General features: G+C 54.7%; 18 protein-coding genes. 2 read left to right on the plus strand and 16 right to left on the minus strand.

Annotated elements, in window-relative coordinates:
* Positions 1-2: 2 nt before the first annotated feature.
* The 5 genes from NTU47_01635 to NTU47_01655 form a co-directional block, all read right to left on the minus strand.
* The gene (locus tag NTU47_01635; protein MCX6132489.1) at positions 3-2,468 is read right to left on the minus strand and encodes a hypothetical protein; all 2,466 of its coding nucleotides are present in this window, start codon (positions 2,466-2,468) and stop codon (positions 3-5) included.
* A gap of 147 nt (positions 2,469-2,615) precedes the next feature.
* Positions 2,616-3,713 (minus strand): FecR domain-containing protein, encoded by a 1,098-nt coding sequence (locus NTU47_01640; protein ID MCX6132490.1) that lies wholly within the window; start codon positions 3,711-3,713, stop codon positions 2,616-2,618.
* A gap of 23 nt (positions 3,714-3,736) precedes the next feature.
* On the minus strand, positions 3,737-4,936 hold the full coding sequence (locus NTU47_01645; protein ID MCX6132491.1) for a hypothetical protein: 1,200 nt from the start codon (positions 4,934-4,936) through the stop codon (positions 3,737-3,739).
* A 90-nt stretch (positions 4,937-5,026) separates the two neighbouring features.
* A complete protein-coding gene (gene rseP, locus NTU47_01650) occupies positions 5,027-6,340 on the minus strand; it encodes an RIP metalloprotease RseP (GenBank protein MCX6132492.1) in 1,314 nt (437 codons plus the stop codon).
* A gap of 65 nt (positions 6,341-6,405) precedes the next feature.
* Positions 6,406-7,560, minus strand: a complete 1,155-nt coding sequence (locus tag NTU47_01655) for a 1-deoxy-D-xylulose-5-phosphate reductoisomerase (GenBank protein ID MCX6132493.1) — start codon at positions 7,558-7,560, stop codon at positions 6,406-6,408.
* 162 nt (positions 7,561-7,722) lie between these two features.
* Between NTU47_01655 and NTU47_01660 the strand changes: the two genes are divergently transcribed.
* Together NTU47_01660 and NTU47_01665 are read left to right on the plus strand one after the other, a co-directional pair.
* Positions 7,723-9,633 carry a tetratricopeptide repeat protein gene (locus NTU47_01660; protein ID MCX6132494.1) on the plus strand — a complete coding sequence of 637 codons (1,911 nt, stop codon included), beginning with the start codon at positions 7,723-7,725 and terminating at the stop codon, positions 9,631-9,633.
* A gap of 30 nt (positions 9,634-9,663) precedes the next feature.
* Positions 9,664-10,944, plus strand: coding sequence for an asparagine synthetase B (locus tag NTU47_01665; protein ID MCX6132495.1), 1,281 nt, complete (start codon positions 9,664-9,666; stop codon positions 10,942-10,944).
* A gap of 40 nt (positions 10,945-10,984) precedes the next feature.
* Here NTU47_01665 and NTU47_01670 read toward each other — a convergent pair whose 3' ends face one another.
* The 11 genes from NTU47_01670 to thrA all read right to left on the minus strand — a co-directional run bounded on the left by NTU47_01670 (position 10,985) and on the right by thrA (position 23,811).
* Positions 10,985-12,508, minus strand: a complete 1,524-nt coding sequence (locus tag NTU47_01670) for a DUF2851 family protein (GenBank protein ID MCX6132496.1) — start codon at positions 12,506-12,508, stop codon at positions 10,985-10,987.
* 56 nt (positions 12,509-12,564) lie between these two features.
* Positions 12,565-13,386, minus strand: coding sequence for an orotidine-5'-phosphate decarboxylase (gene pyrF / locus NTU47_01675; protein ID MCX6132497.1), 822 nt, complete (start codon positions 13,384-13,386; stop codon positions 12,565-12,567).
* A gap of 61 nt (positions 13,387-13,447) precedes the next feature.
* The gene (gene dcd / locus NTU47_01680) at positions 13,448-13,984 is read right to left on the minus strand and encodes a dCTP deaminase (GenBank protein ID MCX6132498.1); all 537 of its coding nucleotides are present in this window, start codon (positions 13,982-13,984) and stop codon (positions 13,448-13,450) included.
* A 44-nt stretch (positions 13,985-14,028) separates the two neighbouring features.
* Complete coding sequence (locus NTU47_01685) at positions 14,029-14,415, minus strand: DUF1634 domain-containing protein (GenBank protein MCX6132499.1); 387 nt, start codon at positions 14,413-14,415, stop codon at positions 14,029-14,031.
* Between the two features lie 4 nt (positions 14,416-14,419).
* On the minus strand, positions 14,420-15,232 hold the full coding sequence (locus NTU47_01690) for a sulfite exporter TauE/SafE family protein (protein MCX6132500.1): 813 nt from the start codon (positions 15,230-15,232) through the stop codon (positions 14,420-14,422).
* 150 nt (positions 15,233-15,382) lie between these two features.
* Complete coding sequence (gene rodA, locus NTU47_01695; protein MCX6132501.1) at positions 15,383-16,627, minus strand: rod shape-determining protein RodA; 1,245 nt, start codon at positions 16,625-16,627, stop codon at positions 15,383-15,385.
* A 44-nt stretch (positions 16,628-16,671) separates the two neighbouring features.
* On the minus strand, positions 16,672-18,504 hold the full coding sequence (mrdA, locus tag NTU47_01700) for a penicillin-binding protein 2 (GenBank protein ID MCX6132502.1): 1,833 nt from the start codon (positions 18,502-18,504) through the stop codon (positions 16,672-16,674).
* On the minus strand, positions 18,501-18,998 hold the full coding sequence (gene mreD, locus NTU47_01705; protein ID MCX6132503.1) for a rod shape-determining protein MreD: 498 nt from the start codon (positions 18,996-18,998) through the stop codon (positions 18,501-18,503). Before mreD ends, mrdA begins: the two co-directional genes overlap by 4 nt.
* Before the next feature lie 78 nt (positions 18,999-19,076).
* Positions 19,077-20,393, minus strand: a complete 1,317-nt coding sequence (gene thrC / locus NTU47_01710) for a threonine synthase (GenBank protein ID MCX6132504.1) — start codon at positions 20,391-20,393, stop codon at positions 19,077-19,079.
* Complete coding sequence (locus NTU47_01715; GenBank protein MCX6132505.1) at positions 20,390-21,337, minus strand: homoserine kinase; 948 nt, start codon at positions 21,335-21,337, stop codon at positions 20,390-20,392. The genes thrC and NTU47_01715 overlap by 4 nt, the downstream gene beginning before the upstream one ends.
* 11 nt (positions 21,338-21,348) lie before the next feature.
* Positions 21,349-23,811, minus strand: coding sequence for a bifunctional aspartate kinase/homoserine dehydrogenase I (thrA, locus tag NTU47_01720; protein MCX6132506.1), 2,463 nt, complete (start codon positions 23,809-23,811; stop codon positions 21,349-21,351).
* Between the last annotated feature and the right edge of the window lie 47 nt (positions 23,812-23,858).

Here is a 23,858-nt window from a genome sequence, read left to right on the forward strand (position 1 = left end):
ACTCAGAAATTAAAGCGGTAGACGAGGCTCATGATGTTGTCGTCTTTGTATCCGGAGTTCTGGATGTAATCATATTGCAGCGCCAGGGCGTGGCTGACGGTAATAGCGTAGTCGAGCCCTCCCTGAACCAGGGTACGGTTGAGATCGCCCGTGGAGGTGCTGACCGTCGTGACAACGCGCAGCTTATCTTCGAGGAGCCGGTACTGTGCGTTCAGCGAAATCGCTGTGAGTTTGAATTCGATTTGCGGCAGATTGGCGAGCGGTGTGGAAGCCAGAGCCGCGCTCTGAGTCATGTTGGTGTTGAACGAAACGGTTGTCTGCAGCGGTATCTGGAAAATTGATGTGAGCGAGCCGAAATAGCTGTTGTTCTTCTGGCCGCCGCGGTTGAGTGCGGCAGGAAGATTGTCTGTCTTGTCGGAGATGTTCGCGCCGAGCGAAAGATTGTGGCGCGCGCCGGCATTGAAATCATAGTTAAGCTGGATAGAGATACGATTCGTCTGGTCGTCGGCCGCGAAGAGTTTTTGCAGCGGATCTGTGAAGTTTGCGTCGCTCTTGCGAGTGAGGATTCCATAGCCGACAGTGAACGACGGGAAATTGTTCGCAGGGAACAGGGTAAGCGAGCCGTTGATGTTGCCGTATGTTGTGGTTGCGACCTTCGTTTTCGCGGTATTGTCTTTGCGTTGTTCGTAGGACAGGCTCAGCAGCGCCCTGTTTTGAAACATGCGAATACGGTCAGATACGGCAAGGCCTTGAATATCGGACTGGAGAAACTCGTTTCCGAACGATAGATATGCATTACCGCGCTGGTAGTATTGCGCGCGGATGAAGTTGTTGAAATAGTTCATCGTCAGCAAGCCTTCGTAGGCAACACCCGGGAGTCCGGTGCCGACGGGGTTGAGCGGGAACAAGTACTGGTTGACCGTCATGTATGCGCTGGCGGCGTCACCAATTTTCTTCAGATCATCGGCATCTTTTTGCCGCTCGGCTTTCTGACTCGCCGTCAAGCCCGGATCGTTCTTGCCCGCCATGAGATCATAGTCGGCCTGCTTGAAGCTTCCATTTGTAATGTCGGTGTTCGTCAGACTCAACTCTGCCTGTCCCTCGAGACGGAAATGCTGATCATCGAATGCGATCACGATATCCGAACCGGCAACGAGGTTTTGTTGCGGTGTGAGGCCGTAGCGGATCGACGCGATATCATCTTTCGCGCTCATATATGTGAGCCCGAACTGGAAGTTCTCGCCGGAGCCGAAACTCGGTCTGACCGCGAAGAAATTGCGAGTATACGTGCCAGCCTGAAACAAAGAATACGTGAGACCGGATTTCTGGAGCGCATTGCTTGGCCGCGAGAGCAGCGCTGTTGAATCTTTGAATGTGGTGTCGCGAAGGACAAGGCCCTCGATGCTGCGCATCGTCTGGCCGTATGCCACATCGACATTGAAGAACTTCAGGAACAGGTTGCCGGCAACGCCGCGCACCCGTTTTCCACTCACAATATTAGTCGGGAATTTCGGAAACACATCGCCCACCTGCACCTTGATGAAATCAAGGTCCGCATACGCCATGAAGCGATCCTGCGGCTGGCGGTCGGGCTTTTCCTCGTTTGTCAGAAACACGTTAGAGCCGAAGTTGAGCGACCCATAGGTGCCGAGCGCACGCAACTGACCGCGAATGAACGTGTTCTTCGTCGCAGCGACATCTTCGTTGCGGAACTCAAGCTGGCCGTCAAGGCCCATCTTGAAACGGGACTCGCGGGCGGCGATCGCGGCAGCAGTGGAGAGGTTGAAGTTCGATTCGATCGAATGGTAGGCGGAACCCTTCGTATCATACAGATCGACACGCAGGAATTGCACCCCGAGGCTCAATGGCCGGGGGAAATTCGCGGGGGAATACAGTATAACGTCGTCGGAGAACAAGGCCTGGGGTGTGACATCGATACCGTTCAGGAAAACCTTTGTGGCCTTCCGGTCTACATTTTCCGATGCGTAGTACAGTGAAACCGCGATCACGAGATCTTCGCTGGCAACCGTTTCCCCCTGTTCGGGGCTCAGGAGCCGGACCTCGAGCTCCTTTGCATCAACTGGTTTCACGGTCGCTTTCAAGGGGGTGGATTCAGCATTTTCAATCGGATAGGTTTCCATCCGCCCGCCCGACATCTGAACGATGATGTAATACTCAACATATGGAGGGAGAACATACTGTCCCGCAATGGTCAGCGAAGCAGAGTTCCCAGCCAGAAGCATTTCCTGCTGCCGGTATTCGCTTTCCCCAAAGCCGCGATACCGAAGCATCACACGCTCAACGCTGCCGCTCGGTGTAAACTCGACACTGATCGGTAACGGCTGGTTTTGACTGACCATCGGCGCGCTCACGCGCAGCACGACAGAACTCACCTGTGCCTCGACGTCGAGGAACGTCACAAAAAACAGGCAAAGAACGGTCGCAAAGACAACAAAGGCGCGATTCATGGGTGATCTCCCGTGATGTTAGAAATGAACGAGGAAAGGCGAATTGACAGATTGAGTTGAAGCGAAGACGGCAGGTCGTTGGACCTGCCGTCAATGTATTAAAAGCGACCAAGAGAAGCAATAAACGGTCCCGATTGTCCGGCAGACCTACTCTTCATAAGAGATTTGCAGAAAGCGCTGCTCTCCCGTGGGAGAGGTAACCGGGATCTTGAGGTACACCACCCTGGGTTTGACCGGCAGCGTGTATGGCGCCGACTCAGGGCTTGTATCCGGGAAGGTATACGTCGTTCCGTTGGAGCCGCGCATGGAGAAGTAATATTCGAATATCTTCGCAGTCCCCGCTTTAATGTCTCCAGGTGGCACAGTACCCGAGATGTTGGGGCCGCTGATGGCCATTGAGAGCTGCTTGAACGACGGCTCGCCCTGGTTCCTGTAGAACAGTGTTACCTGGCCGATTTCCTCGGGCGGATTCGCGAGAGCAATCTTGATCAGCGCTCCTGCGCCGGATGTCAACGTCCCGCTCAACGAGGAGTTCAGCGTAAATTTGTTCGTCGCAGGGGGCGGCGGAGGTTGGCTGTTGCCACCCTGCTTTGTGGTATCGATGACGGTTCCCTGATTGAGTCCGGAGCCCGGGTTGTTGTTGTTCAGCTCGCGGTGGGACGCAGTGTCCGTCTTGCAGCTGGCGCTGCTGTCAATCGTTCCGGTCATGCCAGCCTTGACATCTACTTTACAGCCGCTCCGCGTGCTCGAGAATTCAGCGACACCGGTAATAATTGTGATGTCGGCAAACGTGGTTGCCGGATCGAATCCCGTTCCTCCCTCTGTGCCGCGGATGGATGCAACAGAGATCGGTGAGGTAAACCGGAATTGCTCGGTCTGCTGCTTTTTGATGTCGAAGGATGTTCGCCCGCGTTCGATGTAGACGTCGCGATTGAGAATCTTCCCGCCGGCAACCTCGCCCGAGATCGTGATGATCGACTTCTCGCGTACAGCAACCTTTGAATCGTCGGCGAACTTGATCATCGCAAACGACTTCTCTTGTGTGCGGACCTCATAACCGGCCTTGAGCTCGGAAAGTTGCACCGCCTTTGTCCAGCCCTGAGAAGGACCGCCCCTGCGCTCGACATTGTTGACAACCTTCATGATGTAGGCCGCGATCGGCTTCTTGTCCTGGAAGTTCCAGGCAGGAGCCGCGAGGAGGGCTGCAACAACGACAATAATGACAAGCATGAATGATCGTTTCATCGGAAATTCCTCCATCCAAGAAGTTATTGGGTTACAATGCCGGCTTTGAATTGGACGTTTCGACTCGCAAGGCCCCTGAGAAATGAAAGCACCTGCGTGAGGTCGATAGATTGCTTCGCGCCGTTGTCCCCCTCTTGGAGGTAAAATGGGCTTGTAAGATTGAGCGTGTAACCTGAGTTAACCAGGTTTTGATATGTGGAGCCAATCGGATCGGGGGCACCCGCGAGGGCGTCGACGAGGCGACCGTAGAACGGATCGCTGGACACAACCGTGAAGGACCAGACCGGGCTCTTTTTCACTTCGCCGGTTCCCGCAGCGACAGAGGTTGAAGAAGCGTACGATCCAAGGAAGTACCATGAATACTTTTTGCCTGCGGTCCAGGGACGAGTGGCAAGGCCCGGACTGACGGCGTTCACCTGATTGCTGCCGGTTTGGTTTTGCGCGAACGCCACATCAACCACCTTCAACGGTGAATTGAGGTCCCGCGTAGCGTCATCGGGCGATTGTGTCAGGCTTGAATGTTCGAATACCAGGAGGCGCCCGCTGATGGAATTCTCAAAATTGAAGACAACGCTTGCAGACTGAGTGACCTGCTCACCATTCTGGGGAGAGGAAAGGCTCAGCGTTGCTTCGGTGGTGGATGCGCCGAGGATGGTGATCGTATGATTGCCGGATCCGAGCACCGCTCCGGTTGTTGCATCGTTGACAACTACATCTAACCGGTAGATGCCGGTTGGAATTGCGGCAACTCCCTGGGTGATCTTGTCTGCCAACGCATCAATACAGGTCTGATCTGTATTTGATGTCTGTACGCCGATACCCGACGAGCCGGTAAAATCGGAAGCGCCAAGATCGCGTCCCGCACCGACGATATCAAAAGGCACCGTCACGGCTGTGGCGATTTGTCTGTTACACTCGGTTACGCCGGATCCTTGCGCTGAAACGGCGATCGAAAGTCGAACCCGCTGTGCTTTGGTCAACGCGGGGATTGCCTGAATGTGCAGGGTGTGACCGGGCACGTTTGTCTTGAGTTTTCGATCAAGACCGATGTACGTACTGAGTTCAATACTGCCGTTTGGAAACCCGTCGAACACGAGGTTATAGGTTTGGCCCGGTGTTTGGGCGTGGGAGGAGGGAGCAAAGACGCACGCAAGAGTGACAACGGCAAAGACGGCACCGATGCGTAACAAACTCTCCCCACCGGCCAACAAGAGTTTTTTCATGAACATCCCTCCTTAATGGTTAAGATAGTTTGTCAGAAAAGTAAGAATCTTACGATTCAATAGAGGTGAGCACAGTCACACAGAAAGAGGTCAAAAACGAATGATGTCATTATACAGAACGAAGGCCATAAAAACAAGCAAAAGGACAAAGCCCACCTGCTGAAGAGCGATCTTCACCTTCGCCGGGATCTCGCGACGGAAGATGGCTTCATAGATCAAAAACATGGCATGCCCGCCGTCGAGGGCCGGGAACGGAAAAAGATTCAGAATCGCAAGGTTCATGCTCAGCAGCGCCATGAATCCAAGGAAGTTGATAACGCCAACCTCTGCGGACCGTGTCGCCATCTTGGCGATCATGATCGGACCGGCAACTGATTTTGAAAGAGAGACCCGCCCGACGAATATCTGGTAGATGCTTTTCACATTCATCCAGCTCATGTTCCAGGCATCTTTGATCCCTTCCGGCAACGCAGCGAAAACGGAATAATGAACGTTTGCATACGGACCATTATAAAGGGGCGTGTACCCAACGCCGATTTTCCCCTCGCCGGTTGGCACAAGACGAGCTTCCTTGACCTCCCCGTCACGCTTCCACGTGATCGTTACCTCTTTGCCCGCAAAGCGCTTGACCGTCTCGGGCAAAGAGTGATAAGAGATTTTCTGATTGCCCAGATCCAGAATCACATCCCCCGCCTTCAGACCCGCCAGGTCGGCCGGTTTGCCAGCCTCAACGCTTCCAACGAGCGCAACGATTCCTGCCGGAAACAACCCGAGACCACTCTCGAGCATTTCGGAGGTAATTGGTCGCCCGATCTTCAGACTTGTCGCCTCGCCGTTGCGCTTCAGGTTGACAATAAGATTCCCGGAAAGAGCGGTTGAATAGAGAAGGTTCTCTATTTCTTCCCAGTTCGCAGCCGGTTCACCGTTGACGCTGACGATAACGTCGCGTACCTGAAACCCGGCTTTTGCCGCGGGGCTTTCCGCAGCCACGTAGCCGACCTCGGTGACCGGCTTGACGGTCTTGCCCTGATACATGATGATTCCCCAGAAGATGACAATCGCCAAGAGGACGTTCATCACGACGCCGGCGCAGATCACGATCATGCGTTGCCAGATCGGCTTTGCGCGAAACTCCCATGGTTTCGGATCTTCATTCATGAACTCGGTGTCAAAACTCTCATCCACCATACCGGCGATCTTCACGTACCCGCCAATGGGAATCCAGGAAACGCAATAGTCTGTGTCTCCGATTTTCTTGCCGAAGGCGCGTGGAGGAAAACCGATGCTGAAGCGATCCACACGCATTCCGAAGAACTTCGCTGCCAGAAAGTGGCCGAGCTCATGCACAAGCACGAGGACGCCGATGACAACGAGGAAGTAAAAGAGGGTTGGGAAGAAATCCATAGAAGTCTCGATATAATGAATGTCAGGAAAGCACCCGGTGCCCGGGCCCACCTGTACTACCCAATTTAGTGCAAAAGAGTTCCTACAAAATCACGTGTTTGCCGATCTGCTTCAATAATATCGTGAATATCGGGATTCAATCGGGTTTTATGGAGGGTCAAAGCCCGCTCTATTACCGTCGGAATCTTCTCGAACGAAATCTTGCGACTCAAAAAAGAATTGACGGCGACCTCGTTGGCCGCATTGAGGACGGCAGGGGCTGTTCCGCCCAGCGCAAGAGCATCGTACGCGAGTCCCAGGCAGCGGAACTTGTCTCTGTCGGGTTCAAAAAACGTCATGGACTGAAGCGCCGGAAAATCGATGCGTGCTCCATTCATCGGCCAGCGCTCGGGATACGTGAGGGCGTACTGAATAGGCAGCTTCATGTCGGGGAGCCCGAGTTGGGCTTTGACGGAGCCGTCGACAAATTCGACCATGGAGTGAATGACAGACTGCGGATGGATGACCACATGAATCTGTTCGCCAGGCAGGCCGAACAGCCAATGCGCCTCGATGACTTCCAGCCCCTTGTTCATAAGGGTTGAGGAATCAATCGTTATCTTATTCCCCATTTTCCATTTTGGGTGATTGAGGGCCTGCTCGACCGTCAAAACGGAAAACGACGCGGCGGGAACATCAAGAAAAGGCCCTCCGGATGCAGTCAGGATCAATTTTGCCAGCTTGGAGCGATCTTCGCCGACGAGACACTGAAAAATTGCGCTATGCTCGCTATCGACGGGGAGAAGATCAACGCCATATTCGCGTGCGAGCGAGGTGATGAAGCCGCCGGCGACGACGAGCGTTTCCTTGTTCGCGAGGGCGATCCGCTTCCGGTGACGGATGGCGGCAATCGTCGGCTTCAGGCCGGCAAATCCGACCAGAGCGCTTATGACGGTATCAACATCATCCCGCGTTACCACTTGCTCCAGTCCCGACGTACCAGACAACACCTCTACAGAAGCATCAACCCGCGATCGAAGTTCGACGGCCTTTTCCTCGTCCAGCACCACAACGCCCCTCGGATGAAACTGATTGATTTGTTCGTGCAGCAAATCAATATTCCGGTTGGTGGTAAGGTATGTGGCTCGGAAGTGCCCGGGAAAACTCCTGATCACGTCCAGGCTGCTTGTGCCGATCGATCCGGTCGAACCGAGGATCGCTATGTTTTTCTGTACACTCATGCTCGTTAAAAAAGGTAAGCAAATTCACAGGGCAAATCAACCAAACGAACCGACAGAACAGAAACCACGGAACGCAATCGAACATAAACGGTGTTAAAAGAGGAGAGTATGCGTTTGTTTGATTACTGCGGTGTTTTTTGATAAGTTATCAAGAATATAACAATGAACTCGGTCGCACAAAAAATACGTTCGGGCCATCCTGTCAAGGTACGACTCGCAGGGTTCGTCATCGCGGCTCTTTGTGTTTGCACACTGTCTGTTACGGCACAAGAGGTCGACGTCGTGACGAAACTGCGGTTGGCGCAAAGCTTCGAGCAGGCGGGTGAATGGGAGCGCGCAGTGGCCCTGTATGAGTCGCTGCTTGAAACGAATCCCCAGAATTTTGTTATTCTCGAGGGTCTGCGCAGGGGATATACCGAACTCAAACAATACGACAAGGCGAAAGAGCTTGTTCGTGGACAGCTGCTGGCAAAAAACAACGACGAGAACCTTCTCTCGATCCTTGGCGGTCTGTATGACTTGGCCGGTGAGCCGCAGGTGGCAGACTCCATCTGGCATGTTGTTCTCCGAAAAGATCCAAAAAACGTGAACCTCTACCGGATGATTGCGTCACAATTGATTGAGCACCGTCAATACGACAAAGCAATCGCGATGTATCTGGAAGGACGCGACGGGGCAAAGAATCAAACGCTCTTTATGGAGGAGCTCGCGTCCCTCTATGGCGCCCTGCACCAGTTTGAATCCGCGACGCATGAGCTTGTTAAAATCCTGCGGTCCAACCCTCAGCAAGCAACGTACATTCAATCACGCCTTTCAGCGTTTACGGGTCGCGATGAAGGACGGCTTGCCGCTCTCGGAGTGATCAAAGCCGAGGTGACCCGTTTTCCGGACGAGGTGCCGCTTCATTCTGTTCTGGCGTGGCTTTATATGGAAGGGAAACAGTTTGACGCGGCGCTGGATCAATATCGGATCATTGATCGTCTCACGAAAGCAAACGGCTTCGAGCTCTTTCAATTCGCCCAGCGGGCCGCGCAGGAGCATGTGCATTTCACGGCGGCAAAAGCATTTCGGGAAGTTGTAGAAGGGAAACCCGCGCAGAATATTATCGGGTACGCGCGGTTTGGGTACGCACGCGCGATTGAGGAGCTCAGCGGGGAGAACGACACACTTGCCCGTCTCACCACCCCGCGGCCTTCCCCCGTTGGACGCGGATCAACCGTCTCGGAAACACAACCAACCTTTCAATGGGCCCTGGGGCTCTACGAATCGCTCATCAACGATCAGCCGAATACGGAGACGGCGATGCAGGCCCTTTATCGGATCGGGACAATCAGATTCTTGCGATTCTTTGACCTTAACGGAGCCGCGGCAGCATTCGACAGAATCAGATCCATGCCGTTCAGCTCAAATCTTGTGTACGAAGCCACGCTGAGTCTGGCAGAAGTTCAAACGGCGCAAAACGATCTTGTGAAGGCACGCGACGAATACAGTCGCCTGGCGAAGAACTCGCCGGATCCATACCGCGACCAGATCCTTTTTCGGCTAGCCGAACTTGATTTTTTTGAAGCTCGGTTCGACTCGGCGAGCGCGCTCCTGCAACGGATAAGCACAAATGCGTCGAACGACCTGACAAACGACGCCCTGCAACTTCTCTATTTCATCCAGGAAAACAAGGGGGCCGGGCAACCGGCTCTGAAAGAATTTTCAGCCGCCGACCTGCTGGTCCGCCAGCGGAAATACTCGGAGGCACTTGCACGCTTTCAATCTGTGACGCTTCGCTATCCGGCAACAACCCTGGTGGATGATGCAACCATGCGAAGCGGAGAAATGGAGCTGCTCCTCAACCGCCCCGACGAGGCGCTCGTTTTCTTCCGTAGGGTGATCAATGACATGCCGTCAAGCGTCCTGCGCGACAAGGCGCAGATGCGCGTCGGCGAAGTCTATGAATACAAAGTAAAGAACAAGCAAAAGGCTATAGAAGCGTACGAGGAAGTTCTGGCAAACCACCCCGCATCCCTGTATGTTGAAGAGGCGAGGAGACGAATTCGGCTCCTACGCGGAGACTCGATCTAGAGCAGTGGAGAAACAATGACGATGCGAACAATGAAAGCCCCAAGATGGTCTCTGCTGTTCCTGTTGATCGTGATAGAGGCCGCGGGCGTTGTGTTTGGACAATCCAAGCTTCTCATTCCGATGGATCTGAAACAGACGAATCATCTGAAGGCGTACGGGATCGCATTCTGGGTGCTGCAACGCAACGGTGAGGTAGATTGGCTTCTCAATTACAGGGGCGGATCGTTCCTGGCGGACTACAGCGACGTGCTGGCGCGCGAGTGCAGAATCCGGGGGGTTCTCTTTGAACCGGCGAGCGCTGCCGAGGCGGCGTCGGCATACGCCGAAGTGCAGCGAGAGGACAACAACATGGACGTCGTGCGCCTCGAAAAGGCGCCGAAAATCGCAGTCTATGTTCCGCCGAACTTCAAACCGTGGGATGATGCTGTGACGCTCGCGCTCGAATATGCAGAGATTCCCTATACAAAGATATGGGACGAGGAGGTGCTCTCCGGGAAGATGGCAGAGTACGACTGGCTGCACCTGCACCATGAAGATTTCACTGGGCAGTACGGGAAGTTCTACTCGAACTACCGATTTGCTCAATGGTACGTCGATCAGCAGCTTCTCTATGAAAAAGAGGCAAAGCGCCTCGGTTTCAAAAAGGTCTCAGACGAGAAGAAAGCGGTCGTGCGCACAATTAAGGACTTCGTTGGCAACGGCGGTTTCATGTTCGCGATGTGTTCAGCCACCGACAGCTATGACATCGCCCTGGCGGCTGACAGAGTAGACATCTGCGATGTGATGTTTGACGGAGACCCCCCTGATCCAGAGGCGCAGAAGAAACTGGACTTCAGCAAAACGCTCGCATTTGAAAATTTCAAACTCGACATGAACCCGATGCGCTACGAATACTCAGACATTGACATTCCGCCGAGCGATCCGCAGCCCATCCGCGATCCAAACACAGATTATTTTACATTGTTCGAGTTCTCCGCGAAGTATGATCCCGTTCCATCCATGCTGACACAGGACCACGTCTCGATCATCAGGGGGTTCATGGGGCAAACAACGGGATTCAAGAAGGACCTGATCAAGCGAACGGTGACACTGCTGGCGCAGCGGGAGGGGACTTCCGAAGTGAAGTACATCCATGGCAATTTTGGCCGCGGGACGTTTACCTGGTTCGGCGGACATGATCCCGAAGACTATCAACACGCTGTCGGCGATCCCCCGACGGACCTTTCACTTCACAAAAACTCTCCGGGATACCGCCTGATCCTCAATAACGTGTTGTTTCCTGCGGCAAAGAAAAAACAACAGAAAACATAGGCACGCCCCTCACCGAGTCCGGGCATGGTGCATCGCGGCACTATCGTGGTTTTGAGAATCTGCCGAAGACCACCGCCCCCACATCGCACTCCACACACCGCTCTTCACTGCAGTAGCATTTGTACAGTTGAATCACGCCCTGCTGAGTGCTAACAGATCTCAACACGACGCGCCCTCTGAGTAACTGACTTTCCATGAAACGCGTGACGGAATTCTCCGCGGCGGGGGGCATCGATTCGAACAATCGAAGAGCCCCCTCTCTCACAAGTCTGTCTTTAAAGATGCGGGCATACAACAACGCGAGAGGAATCACGACGTTCGCAATGGCAGCGTCCGTTCGTTCGAGACCAAATGGATGGACGGGTTTCGAAATTGCTTGGTCGAAGCGGTAGTGATGAGTCCAATACGGCAAAGGTGTTATTGCAAGGAGCTTGCGGAGGGCGCGAACCTCCAAACCCCCCGTGTTTGTTGTCTTCAAGTTTTCGATGATACGCCGGAACAAATCGTCGCAGAGGATGGCACGAATCAGTGGAGTTGCTGCCGCAATCCTCAGCGTGGGAAAATTAACCGGACGGGTTGGAAACAACTGCCAATCGGCTGCATGGAGAATTGAACCCCGATAGAGAGTCTTTTGCACCCTCCACTCATGAGAGAGTCGGCGGGCAAATTTCCGCGATTCCACGTCCTTCACCGTCTTGAGCTTCGGGAGCAAGCCCGCGGCACCGAAAAGCAGTGCCTGTAAAGCCTCTTCGTTGCTCTCGACGCGGTGCGACCGAATCACGCGGAGCGTAACCGCGCGTGCAAGCCGGACGAACGGTTCCTGGTTCTTGCTGTATCCAAGGCATTCCATGAATCCTTCATACAGCAGCTGGTCCCAGAAGTCGCGTGGCGCAAGCTGGGTGTGCGTGAGCTCCCAATGAGGAGGAGGTAGATCGTCGGGATCACCCTGTACGCGCCATGGACCATGCTGGCCATGAGAATCGTGGACGGCCAGAAGCCGGAGTTGCGCCAGCTCTTTCAGGCGTTCGTCGAATCGGCGCAATTTCAATTCCAGCCGTTCGACAGCAAGCCGCTTGATCCACCGGGAAAGAAGCGCCGTGTCGACATCATGATTCAAATCGGAACAGGGTAAAGTCTTCTTCCGCAACAACTGTTCATCCAGGATGGTCTTGTGCCAAAGCGTTCGTATGGACTCGTTGAGATGAGGCTCAAGGAGGAGGGTGGGGATGCTGCGCCCGCTCGCGACACGCGTCGTCACAGGCCCGGACCCGCGTTCAAAGACCACATGGAGTATTACTTTATTGTATCGCGGATCTTCAAAGTGTCTATGAAGTTGCCAATCAGCAATGGTACGGTGAAACTCCACGTCGCCGTGAAATGTGGTTTCCCCGATCTGAATGACCGCATCGCGAAAATCAGGTCCCCCATCGGCATTCATCCTCCCCGACCGGAACACCTGAATCGTCTGATTGTCGGTTGTCCTGAGGGCGAAGTGGTTGAGATATTGACGGCTCCAGATATGGCGGAGGAACCGTTCATGAATATTGAACGTGAGCTTTCCCACAGAGTAAGAAAAGAGGCAAATGAAGGTGCACGGCCGGACACGTCCGGCCGCCGGGACTACGAGAAGTGCTGTGTGCGGAATTGCTGCATCTGTTTGCGGAGTTGTTGTGCCTCGGCGCGTGCGGCGTTGGCGAAATCCTTGCCGGAGGAGGCGTACAGAACGCTTCGGCTGGCGTTGATGATGGCGAGCAGGCCACTTTTATCGCAGCCGAACCGGACAGCCGCTTCCAGATCTCCTCCCTGCGAACCAATCCCGGGAATGAGGATAGGCATTGTTGGTGCGAGGTCGCGAATCGGTTTCAACTCGGCCGGGTGGGTTGCGCCGACAACGAGTCCGATGTTTTGTTTGGTATTCCACTTCAGCGTTGTCTGGACAATTTTCTCATAGAGCGGGCGTCCATGAATAATGAGTCGTTGAAAGTCGTTGGAGCCCTTATTCGAAGTCAAGGCAAGAACAAAAGCGCAATGCTGGTCGTTTTGGATAAACGGTTCAACAGAATCGTACCCCAGGTACGGACTCACTGTCGCCGAGTCGAAACCCAGCTCATCATAGAGCGCGCGAGCATACCGTTCCGCCGTGTTGCCGATGTCCCCGCGCTTTCCATCGCCAATGGTCACGATGGCTTTGGGAATCACCGCCAGCGTTTCCCGGAGAATGTGCCACCCCTTCTCTCCGAGTGCCTCATAGAATGCGAGGTTGAGCTTGTATGCGCACACGAGATCGCTCGTGGCTTCGATGATTTCACGATTAAACTTCAGGACGGCATTCCTGGAAGATCCGAGATGCCGCGGTAGTTTGGCCGGGTCGGTATCAAGACCCACGCACAGGAGCGATCGATTTTTGCGTTGGACCTTCAGGAGTTTATCGACGAATTTCATGTGACACCGCTTTCCTCTCGTCTGCGTACGCGTGTGCAGGATCCTCGGTTACAGAGGCGTTCTATTTGAAATTCTTCCACATCATTGATTCAACGGGCTTTGTGGTTTTCTTGTTGTATTTCGCCCCGCGCTTCTTGCTGTAGGCAACATCCACGTCGCCAGAGATCTCAAAGTAGATCAACTGCCCAATTGGCATGCCGGCGTAGATTTTGACTGGGTGGCGGACGGAGATCTCAAGAGTCCATGTATTGCAGAAGCCGACGTCGCCCTTTCCGGCGGTGGCGTGAATGTCAATCCCGAGCCGACCGATACTGCTTTTTCCCTCGAGGAAAGGAACGTGAGCGTGGGTTTCCGTGTATTCCTGCGTGACACCGAGGTAGAGCATACTCGGGACGAGAAGCATTCCGCCCCGGGGGATTTTGAAATGCTGAACCTTGTTGTGTTTCCGGCAGTCGAGAATCTCTTCCTTGTACATCGCGAGCCACTCGCCAAGGTGCACGTCGTAGCTGTTCGATCCAAGATACTTTCGCCGAAACGGCCTGATCACTATGGAACCGCGCTTCATCTCTTCGAGAATCCTGCTATCGGAAAGTATCATGGGTTCCTTGTTTGTTGAAGGTTGTGAGATCCAGTGAAATCACGCTAACGGAGCGAGAACACAAGCTCACCGAGAAGCATGGCCAGGACAACAAGGGCAACGGCCACGAACGGCTTGTCCTTTTCAGCGGCAAATCCAATGGCAGCCGTCAAGACCCTGATGAACGGCGTCAGCATCAGGAGCAGCAATCCCGCAAAAATGAGGGTGGTGGGATCGAATGAACCAGCGGCGAGGTTTCTCAGAATTTCACCCGGCGTCGGGTTTTCGCGCGGCACCTGAAGGGAGCCGCTCGCAAGCCATGCCACGAGGAGCCCCGTCATCATCAGGCCGGCGCTGGCCCACACTCCGATGCGCAGCACCCAGCCCACCCAGCGTTCAACCGTATGTTCAAGCGCAAGCTTCTCAGAGGGTGTCATTGTTGTGGTGCTCATCCCATTATCTCCAGAACATCCTCAAAGAGACGAGAAGTAAAACGCCGGCGAAGATCCACGTGAGAAACGATCCCTTGACGCGCCGGTTGACCTTGACGCCGAGAAACGATCCACCGAGGACGCCGAGGACGGCGGGGGCAACGATGTAGGGATTCAAATGTCCATGTGCGAAGTAAATGAATGCGCTTGCGGCGGCGGTGACCCCAATCATGAAATTACTTGTCGCCGTTGCCGCTTTCATAGGAATTCCGGAAAGCATGTGCATTGCCGGGACCTTGAAGATTCCTCCACCGACCCCAAGCAACCCGGAGATATTACCGGCAATCAACGATACAAACAGAACCGCCGGTATCCGCCTGGCGGAATACGGCACAACCAATCCGGTTGCTTCATCCTTGTAGCTCGACGGAAACGCCCCGTCGGTCACAGCCGGTGCTGTGTCGTTCGAATGCTTCGATCTCCATATCATCATGAAAGAAACAAAGAGAAGAAGAGATGCAAAGATGCGGGACAGCACCTCACCGCTAAGGAGGTTAGCCGTCACACCGCCGAAGATGGCTCCCGCGACAGTCGCGATTTCAAGCACCATCCCCAACCGTATATTTACGGTCTGCCGCTCCATGTTCATCGCAGCTCCTGCGCTTGAGGTGGCAATGACAGCGAGGATGCTGGTAGCGATCGCCTGGTGCATGGGGAGACCGAAGACGAGCAGCAGGAACGGCGTTAGGAAGACGCCGCCGCCAAGGCCAAGCATCGCCCCGATGGTGCCCGCAATACCTCCGCCGAGCATGAGTAGAAGAAATGAAACCGTTGACATGGTTATGATTGCCCACATTGAAGATCTATGTCAGGATAACAAAAAGAGGTGTGAGTTTCAATCAAAGGAGCTTGGCAAAAGGAAATTGTGCGGGGGACAATAGCCCGAGGAGAGAAGGAGAATAGTTCTGAGTTGCTCGTAGCGAGGCGGTTAATGCTCTTTTCGATTGGCGTAAAAATTCATCAGGAGGCCGACCATGGCCATGTTTGCGATAAGAGCTGAGCCCCCATAGCTGAGGAAGGGGAGCGGAATGCCAATGACGGGGAGCAATCCCATCGACATGCCAATATTCACAAGGACATGGAACCCGAATATTCCTGTGATGCCGATTGCGGCGGCACTGGCAAATTTGTTTTTCGAGAGTCCGGCCACATTAATCCCATGGAGCAGAAGCGCCGTGAACAAACCAATCACAAGCGACGCCCCGACGAACCCAAACTCCTCACCGGGGACACAAAAAATGAAATCAGTCCATTGTTCGGGGATGAAATTCAGTTGCGTTTGAGTTCCCTGCAGGTACCCCTTGCCGAAAAATCCGCCGGACCCAATCGCAACCTTTGATTGATAGACGTTGTACCCCGCCCCCTTCTGATCCGCGCCGGGATTCATGAACGTCGAGATCCGTTTCTGCTGATATGATGGCATGCGTTCATACACCGCCTGAACAGACAATCCGACACCCAGCGTGAGAGCAAAAACAACGGCAGCAGCGAAACGGTTCTGCCGGGCAAGATAGAGCAGCGTACCGCTGACGATGAGAGAGAAAAGAAAAACGAAAGTTCCGAACAGCGCACCTGCGGCAGCGATGATAGGTGCAAGAATTGCGGCGAGGACAAAATTGGAAGAGCCCGCCCAGAATAAAACCGGCAGCAGCATTGCAAAAAAGACCAGGGCCGTTCCAAGATCGGGCTGGGCAAGAATGAGCATCATGGGAACGCCGACGATACCGAAAACGATGATGAGATGTTTGACGTTGGACAGAGAGATGGACGACCGGGCAAGGAACGCCGAGAGCGCCAGCACGGTGGCGACCTTCGCGAATTCAGATGGTTGCCCCCCGAACGATGAGGGTCCGCCCGAGGCCCCGGATCCTCCCAGACCGAACCAGCTTTTTGATCCGGAAACCCGTTCCCCAACAACAAGCACGATGAAGAGGAGCAGGAGGTTGAGCGCGTAGACGGGCAGGGCAATTCGCTGGAGCGTCTTGATGGGGAAGAAGGCCATGACAAACAGCGCGAGGAGTCCGATTCCAGCCCAGACCATCTGCTTCCTGAATGCTGACGCCGCGCCCACATCGAACGTCGCGCTGTACACGGAAAGGAGGCCAAAGACCACCAGGGCAAGGCATATCAGGAAAGCTTTGAAGTCAAAATATTCCCGCAGATAATCGTACATATGTCCTTACGCTTCAGGTTCTCAATGTTGCACTGCGGCTCACATCAGTGAGCAACAGGCGCAGTTGCTCCGGCAACAGATTTCTGTGCTTGCACCGCTTTTGGTTTGTTGCGGATCAGTTCGCCGTACAGATATCGTTCCATAACCAGGCCCGCCAGAGGGGCAGCCTTTGCACCGCCAAAGCCTGAGTTCTCAAGCATCACCGCCACGGCAATCTTTGGATTCTCGAATGGGGCAAATCCGACATACCAGGCATGATCTTTTCCGTGCGTGTTCTCCGCAGTGCCGGTCTTGCCCGCCGAGATAACGCCCGGAATGCGCGCAAGACTGCCGGTGCCTCCCGGTGCGTGAACAACGCGTTGCATGCCCTCCCGGATCAGCTCCATGACGTGCGGAGACAAGCCGACGAGTGATGAATCGTGCGGAACAGAATCGATGGTCTGTCTTTTCTTGTTTCGAACCAGTTCCACAGCGTGTGGCTGATACACCGTGCCTCCGTTCGCGAGCGCTGAGGCGTAACGGGCCATCTGCAAAGGTGAAACCCCGACTTCGCCCTGACCGATGGCGAGACTGATCAGATATCCCTGCGTCCACTTCCCCTTGCCGTAGCGTGAATCGTAGTACTGCGTCGACGGAAGCAGTCCGGTCGTTTCTTCGCCCGTGTCGGTGTTTGTTGTCTGTCCGAAGCCGAAACGCCGTCCGTACTCAGTCCATCTATCGAATCCAACCTTCAGCATTAGCTGATAGAAAAAGACGTTGCATGATTTCTGGATCGCTTCGACCACATTCACAGAGCCATGAACGTGAAGATCTTTGAACACCCTGTTGCCGAATCGGAAGCCGCCGGTACAGTGAATGCGGAAGTTCTCGTCGATAACTCCCTCCTGAAGAGCCGCGGCAGCAAGGACCATCTTGAATGTTGAACCGGGAGGATAGCGCGTGAGCGTGGCGCGGTTATAGAGCGGTTTCGCCGGATTCGTTTGGAGATTGTACCAAAGATCAGCGGGGGTCACACCGCTCATAATGGACGGATCGTAGTCGGGCTTGCTGACGAGAGCGAGAATGCCGCCGTCCCTCGGGTCCATGGCGACAATCCCCCCGCTGTAGTTGGTCATCAGGGATTCAGCGAAAGCCTGGAGCCCGACATCGACGCTCAGAAGGAGGTCGTCCCCTTCTTTTGGCCCTACATCCCGTCTTCCATCTTCGAAGCTTCCAATGATCTGACCCTTCGAGTTCACCGAAACATATTCAAAGCCCTTTATTCCCTTGAGCAGCTGCTCATAGCGCGCTTCGAGTCCGGCGACGCCGACGAGATCCCCTTGTCGGTAACCTTCACCCGCGTCGGAGAGCTGCGCATCAGAAATCTCACGACGATATCCAAGGAGGTGCGACGCATAGGCGCCCGTGGGGTAGACGCGCTTCGATTCCACCTGGAAGGAGACACCGCGCAGCGTTGTGAGGTGTTCTTCAATCGCGGCGAGCGTCTTCATGTCGATATCGCGTTTGATGCGCGCAGGAATAAACGGAGAATAGGCGCGCGCGCGGGCGATACGTTCCTCAAGCGTTTGCGGTTCCATTTGCAGGATGGAAGAAAGAAGGGGAATGTTCCGCTTTTCGAACTCCGCCGGTACGAGCGTGACGGAATATGCCGGACCGACATCGACGATCAGTTTACCGTTCCGGTCATAGATGTACCCGCGCACCGGATCTTTGACGAGGCCGCGGACACTGTTCTCTTCCGACTTCTTGTCCAACTCCACATGGTACAACAACTGAAGCTGGTACAGCCTCATCATCAGCAGCGCGAACACGGCCAGAACGAAAATCGTAAGCGCTCTGCGCCGCTCAAGGGATCCAAATTGTTCGTCGTGAATCATAGTGATTGAGAGAACCGGTACTTGCGGACAAACGCGAACATGGGAAAGACGCCCACCATCAAAGTGTACAGACTTGTGAAAACGCTGAATTCAATCATCGTCGTAAACACAGAATCCTGTATGCCCTGAAGAAACACACCGTAATAGATAACGTTGTGGACAAACGATGACAGCACGAGGATCGTCAGGAAGCGGTAGGACGCGAGTGTTTGTTCTGTGCTGTTGTCATTGAAGAAATACCCGGCTACGAACCCTGCGATGGTCATCGTCAACGCGCTCAAGCCGAAGAATTGCATTGCGACGGCGTCCTGTAGCAATCCGACGAGAAATCCCGTGATGGTTGCCTCCATCTGGCCGTACCTGACAGCGACATACACCACCCAAATAAGGAACACATCGGGGAGAAATCCACCGATGGAAAGAAAAGGAATAAACGTTGTCTGGAGCAGCAACAACGCCAGGGCAACCAAAGCCGACCGTATGTAGTGTTCCATGCAAAAACCCTCGTCAAATCGACGGACAAAACTCATTGAGAAAACACGCGAGAAGCAATTTCACGACCGTGTAACCGATCACGAGCGCAGCAGTTCTCTTGCCTGTTCGTACTCTGCGTGGATGCGCACGCTTTGTTTTGGACGATTCATCGCCTCTTCAAGTTGTGGAGGAAGAGGAATCGTTATGCCCAGAGCTTTGGTCACCACCTCGGGAAACTTCGCGGGGTGCGCCGTCGCGGCGACAATCGTGGGCTCGATCGGCGATCCCGACGGGCTCTTCCCGCGCGCCGCCACGACACCCACGGCGGTGTGTGGGTCAAGCACGTAACCGCACCGATCATAGGTGCGGCGCATTTCGGTCAGCGTTTCGTCATCCCCGACGCTGAGAGCGGTGATCTCGTTCCGGATTCGCTGAAGATCGTTTCCGTAGAGAGCCCGAAGGCGGTCGAAGTTGCTCGGGTTTCCCACATCCATGGCGTTCGAAAACGTTTGTTGCGATCGGCGCGGTGTGAAAAGGCCGGTCTTGAAGTACTCCGGCACAACGTCATTTGAGTTGCTCGCCGAGATCAGGCCTACAATCGGGACCCCCATATGCTTGGAATATGTCGCGGCTGTCAGGTTCCCAAAATTTCCGCTCGGAACAGCGAACACCGGTCCCCGATCGCGGCGCCCGGCTTCACCGGGCATCTGCCCGTACAGAATTGCAGCCCAGGCGTAGTACATAATCTGCGGAATCAGCCTGCCGAGGTTGATAGAATTTGCGGTGGTGAGGTTCAGCGCTCGCACGAGATCGCGATCTGCGAGAGCGCTTTTCACAAGTCGCTGGCAATCGTCGAATGTTCCCTCTACCTCAACGGCATGAATATTACCCCCGAGGGTGGTCATCTGCTGTTCCTGCAGCCGGCTGATCTTGCCGGACGGATAGAAGACAAATACGGAGATGTTCGGAACATTGAAAAATCCATGGGCGACAGCGCTTCCCGTATCGCCCGACGTCGCAACGACTATTGTCAAATCCTGTCTCTCTCGCTCCAGAAAGTATGAGAGGGCGCGTGCCATAAAGCGGGCGCCCACATCTTTGAAGGCGAGTGTAGGACCATGAAACAATTCGAGGAGGAAGAGGTTCTGTTCGAGCCTGACAAGCGGGATCGGGAAGTTGAACGCCCGTTCGGCCATAGCCCGAATCTCTTCCATCGGAATATCGTCGATGAATGCACCCAACACCTCGGAGGCTACCACGGGCAATCGTTGAACAGCACCGCCGTGTTCGCTCGGTAGCGGCAGCTGCGGAATGTGTTCGGGAATGTACAGGCTTCCATCGGGTGCAAGACCGCGGAACAGAGCTTCACGAAAACTTACCGAAGGGCTTTCACCAAGGACAGAGCGGAACTTCATCGGTCTCTTCTCCAGACAACGCGTGCGCCGTACGGATTAGTCTTCGAAATGAACACATCGCTCGTGACACCGGCTGAGCGGCGAAAAGTCCGGACCATGGCAGCACTAATGACACGCGCTGCTCGCATCGAGGGGGCAATGGAAAAAACAGACGGGCCCGAGCCCGAAATTGAGCAGCCAAGCGCCCCCGCTCTGAGAGCCGCCTCTTTGACGGCGTCGAATCCCGGGATCAGTTTGGAGCGCAACGGCTCCATGATGACATCCTCAACAGATCGGCGAATCAGACTGTGATCTCCGCTTGCGAGTCCCAGGACGAGTCCGGCAACATTACCCCACTGGCGTACCGCGGTACGCAAGGGTATCTGCCGCGGTAACATTGCCCTGGCCTTCTTCGTGAGAACAACCACGTGCGGGTGAACGACGATCCAGACGAGGGAGTGATCCACGGGAATTGGAATGACGTCGACGGGATTGTAACTGCGGATGAGGCATCCACCACCCAGAAGAGAGGGGGCCGCGTTGTCTGCATGCATGGAGCCGCAGGCAAACAACTCACCGTCGAGTGCGAACCGGAGTAAGTCGGGTTTCTGAAGTGGTTTTGCCAGCAACGCGTTCACAGCCATCGCTGCCGCAACGCTGCTTGCTGCCGAACTGCCGAGTCCGGAACCGATGGGCATGGACTTATGTAGAACCATGCGAACGCCGAAGGACGGTTTCATTTCCTGAAGCATGCAGTCTGCGACATAGGCTGCGACATTTCTCTTTGAATCGAGAGGAACCTGTGTTTGGGAAGTCTTCACAGAGAACGCGAGCCCGGGTTGCCGTTGGCGGCTCGCGAGAACAAAATCCCCGGGCCGGTACAGAGCAACGCCAAGGACATCAAATCCGGGGCCGAGATTGGAAACGGTTGCGGGCGCGAACGTCTTGACTGATCTTGGGATCATTGTGCTCATACTCAATACGGCAAGTAATGAAGAAGCTTGAGAATATCTGAAAACACGCCCATTGCGGTCACATCCGCCCCGGCCCCCGGACCCTGAACAACGAGCGGGGTCCGCGAGTAACGATTTGTAGTGATGGCAATAATGTTGTCACTCCCTTTCGTTCCCGCGAACGGATGATCAGGCGGAACCTCTTTCAACTCAGCGGAAGCCTCACGCCCCCGCAAAGTGCCAACATACCGGAGCGCGTTGCCCCGCGTGCGCGCTTTCTGAAATCGTTGCTGTATCGTCCGGTCGAACCCGGCAAATCGAGAGTAGAAAGCGTCCGAGAACCCCCCTTTTCGCAGCGATGGGGGAACGAGGCTTTCCACCTGGATATCTTTCATATCAAGCTTCATCCCCAGGTGGCGCGCAAGGATGAGCAGCTTCCGGGCGACATCGCCGCCGGAAAGGTCTTCACGCGGATCGGGCTCTGTGAACCCAAGCTGGTGCGCCTCACGGACAAACTCGCTGAACGGTTTTGCACCGTCAAAGTGGTTGAACAGATAGCTCAATGTGCCGGAGAAAATTCCCTCGACTTTCACGATCTGGTCTCCGCTGGAGATAAGATCGGTCAGCGTCGATATCACAGGTAATCCGGCTCCGACGTTGGCTTCATACAGAAAGTGTTTCTTCCTGCTCTTCATGAGGTCCAGCAATGCGCTGTACCGGCTCCACGGGAGGACGTTCGCCTTTTTGTTTGGCGTGACGATATGAAGATTCGCGTTGACGAACTCCGGGTAGGCATCCACAACATCGGAACTCGCCGTGCAATCAACAAGCACGGCGTTGATAAGCTCGAGACGGCTTATCTGGCGTGCCAGGTCGCTGAGGGACATTTTTCGGTGTGACCGGTTGAGCTTGTCCCGCCACGATGTCAGATCGATTCCTGCCGGGTCGAGAATGTATTGTTTGCTGTTCGCGATGCCGCACACCCGGACATCATACCCTTGGGACAAAAGAAAGTCCCGCTGCTGGTGCAGTTGACGCAGCAGCGTGGAGCCGATATTGCCGACGCCCACAAGAATGACAGCAAGATGCTTGTTCTTCTCAAAGAAGGCTTCGTGAATGACGTTCAGGGCGCGGTTCATCTGATCGGATTGAATCACAAACGAAATGTTGCGTTCCGACGCTCCCTGAGCAATCGCAGAAACATTGATGCCGTTATTGCCGAGCGCCTGGAATACTTTTCCAGACACTCCCGGCGTGCCCCTCATTCCTTCCCCGACAATCGCAACGATCGTTTGGTTGGTTTTTTCGTCCAGCGACGTCAACTTGCTTTGGAGCTCGTAGTGGAATTCGCTCGCCAGCGCCCGGCGGGCCGCGGCGAGATCGGATGTGCTCACCGCGAAACAAATTGTATGTTCAGACGACGCCTGCGAGATGAGAATGACGTTGACACGGTGCGATGCAAGGGCCCGGAAAAGGCGTTCCGCTGTTCCCGGGACACCCACCATGCTCAGGCCGCGCAGCGTTAAAAGAGCAATGTTATCGACGGAAGCAATTCCTTTGGCTGCCCCCTCCCAGTCCCCGGCCTTTTCGGAAATACGCGTACCCGGTGCACCCGGGTTCAGCGTGTTCTTAATGTCAATCGGGATTTTCTTCGCAACGGCAGGAGCGATCGTCGCGGGGTGGAGCACCTTTGCGCCGAAATACGACAGCTCCATCGCTTCTTCATACGACATCTGGGAAAGAACAAACGCGGACGGGACAGCGCGCGGGTCGGCGCTCAGGATGCCGTCGACATCAGTCCATATCTCGATGACCGCAGCGTTCAGCGCTGCACCGACAATAGCTGCCGTGTAGTCTGAGCCATTGCGGCCGATAGTGGTTGTGCGGCCGTCTTCTGTCGAGCCGATAAAGCCGGTAACAACCGGTATCGGGGCTGGTCCGCTTTTCTTCATGAGCTGGTTGAAGTACGTCCGGATCTTCTTGTTCGTCTGGTCGAAGAGCACCATCGCGTGTGTGAACTGATCATCGGTGACTGTGAACTGGCGTGCGTCGACAAACACCGCGCGGCAAAGTTGCTGAAGATAGGCTGAAATAATTGTAGCGGAAAGCCGTTCGCCAAAGCTGGCGGTCAGGTCCAGCGCCCTTGGAGGGCAATCGCGCAAGAGGGATATCCCAAGAAGAACATTTCTGAGCTCGTCCAGAAGCCCGTCAACGGCGTCGAGCGTGCCCTTGCGTTTTCCTCGCTCGAGCAGCGCGTCGATGGCTTCGCGGTGTTTGTGAGCGATCTGATTATAGAGTTGTTGATAACTGGCGTCTCCCTTTTCAGCCGCACGGGCACACTGCAAAAGCTGGTTCGTGACACCCTGAAACGCAGAGACAACCACAACGACGCGGTCCCGTTTCGCTGCAGCAAGCACAATGTGTGCAACAGAACGGATACGCTTGGCATCGGCGACCGATGAGCCGCCAAATTTCAATACTTTCATAGAAAAATCCATTTTAAGATGATGAAACGGTGACGAGTTCCCGAAAG

Source organism: Ignavibacteriales bacterium, from assembly GCA_026390595.1.
Taxonomy (GTDB): Bacteria; Bacteroidota; Ignavibacteria; order UBA10030; family UBA10030; genus UBA9647.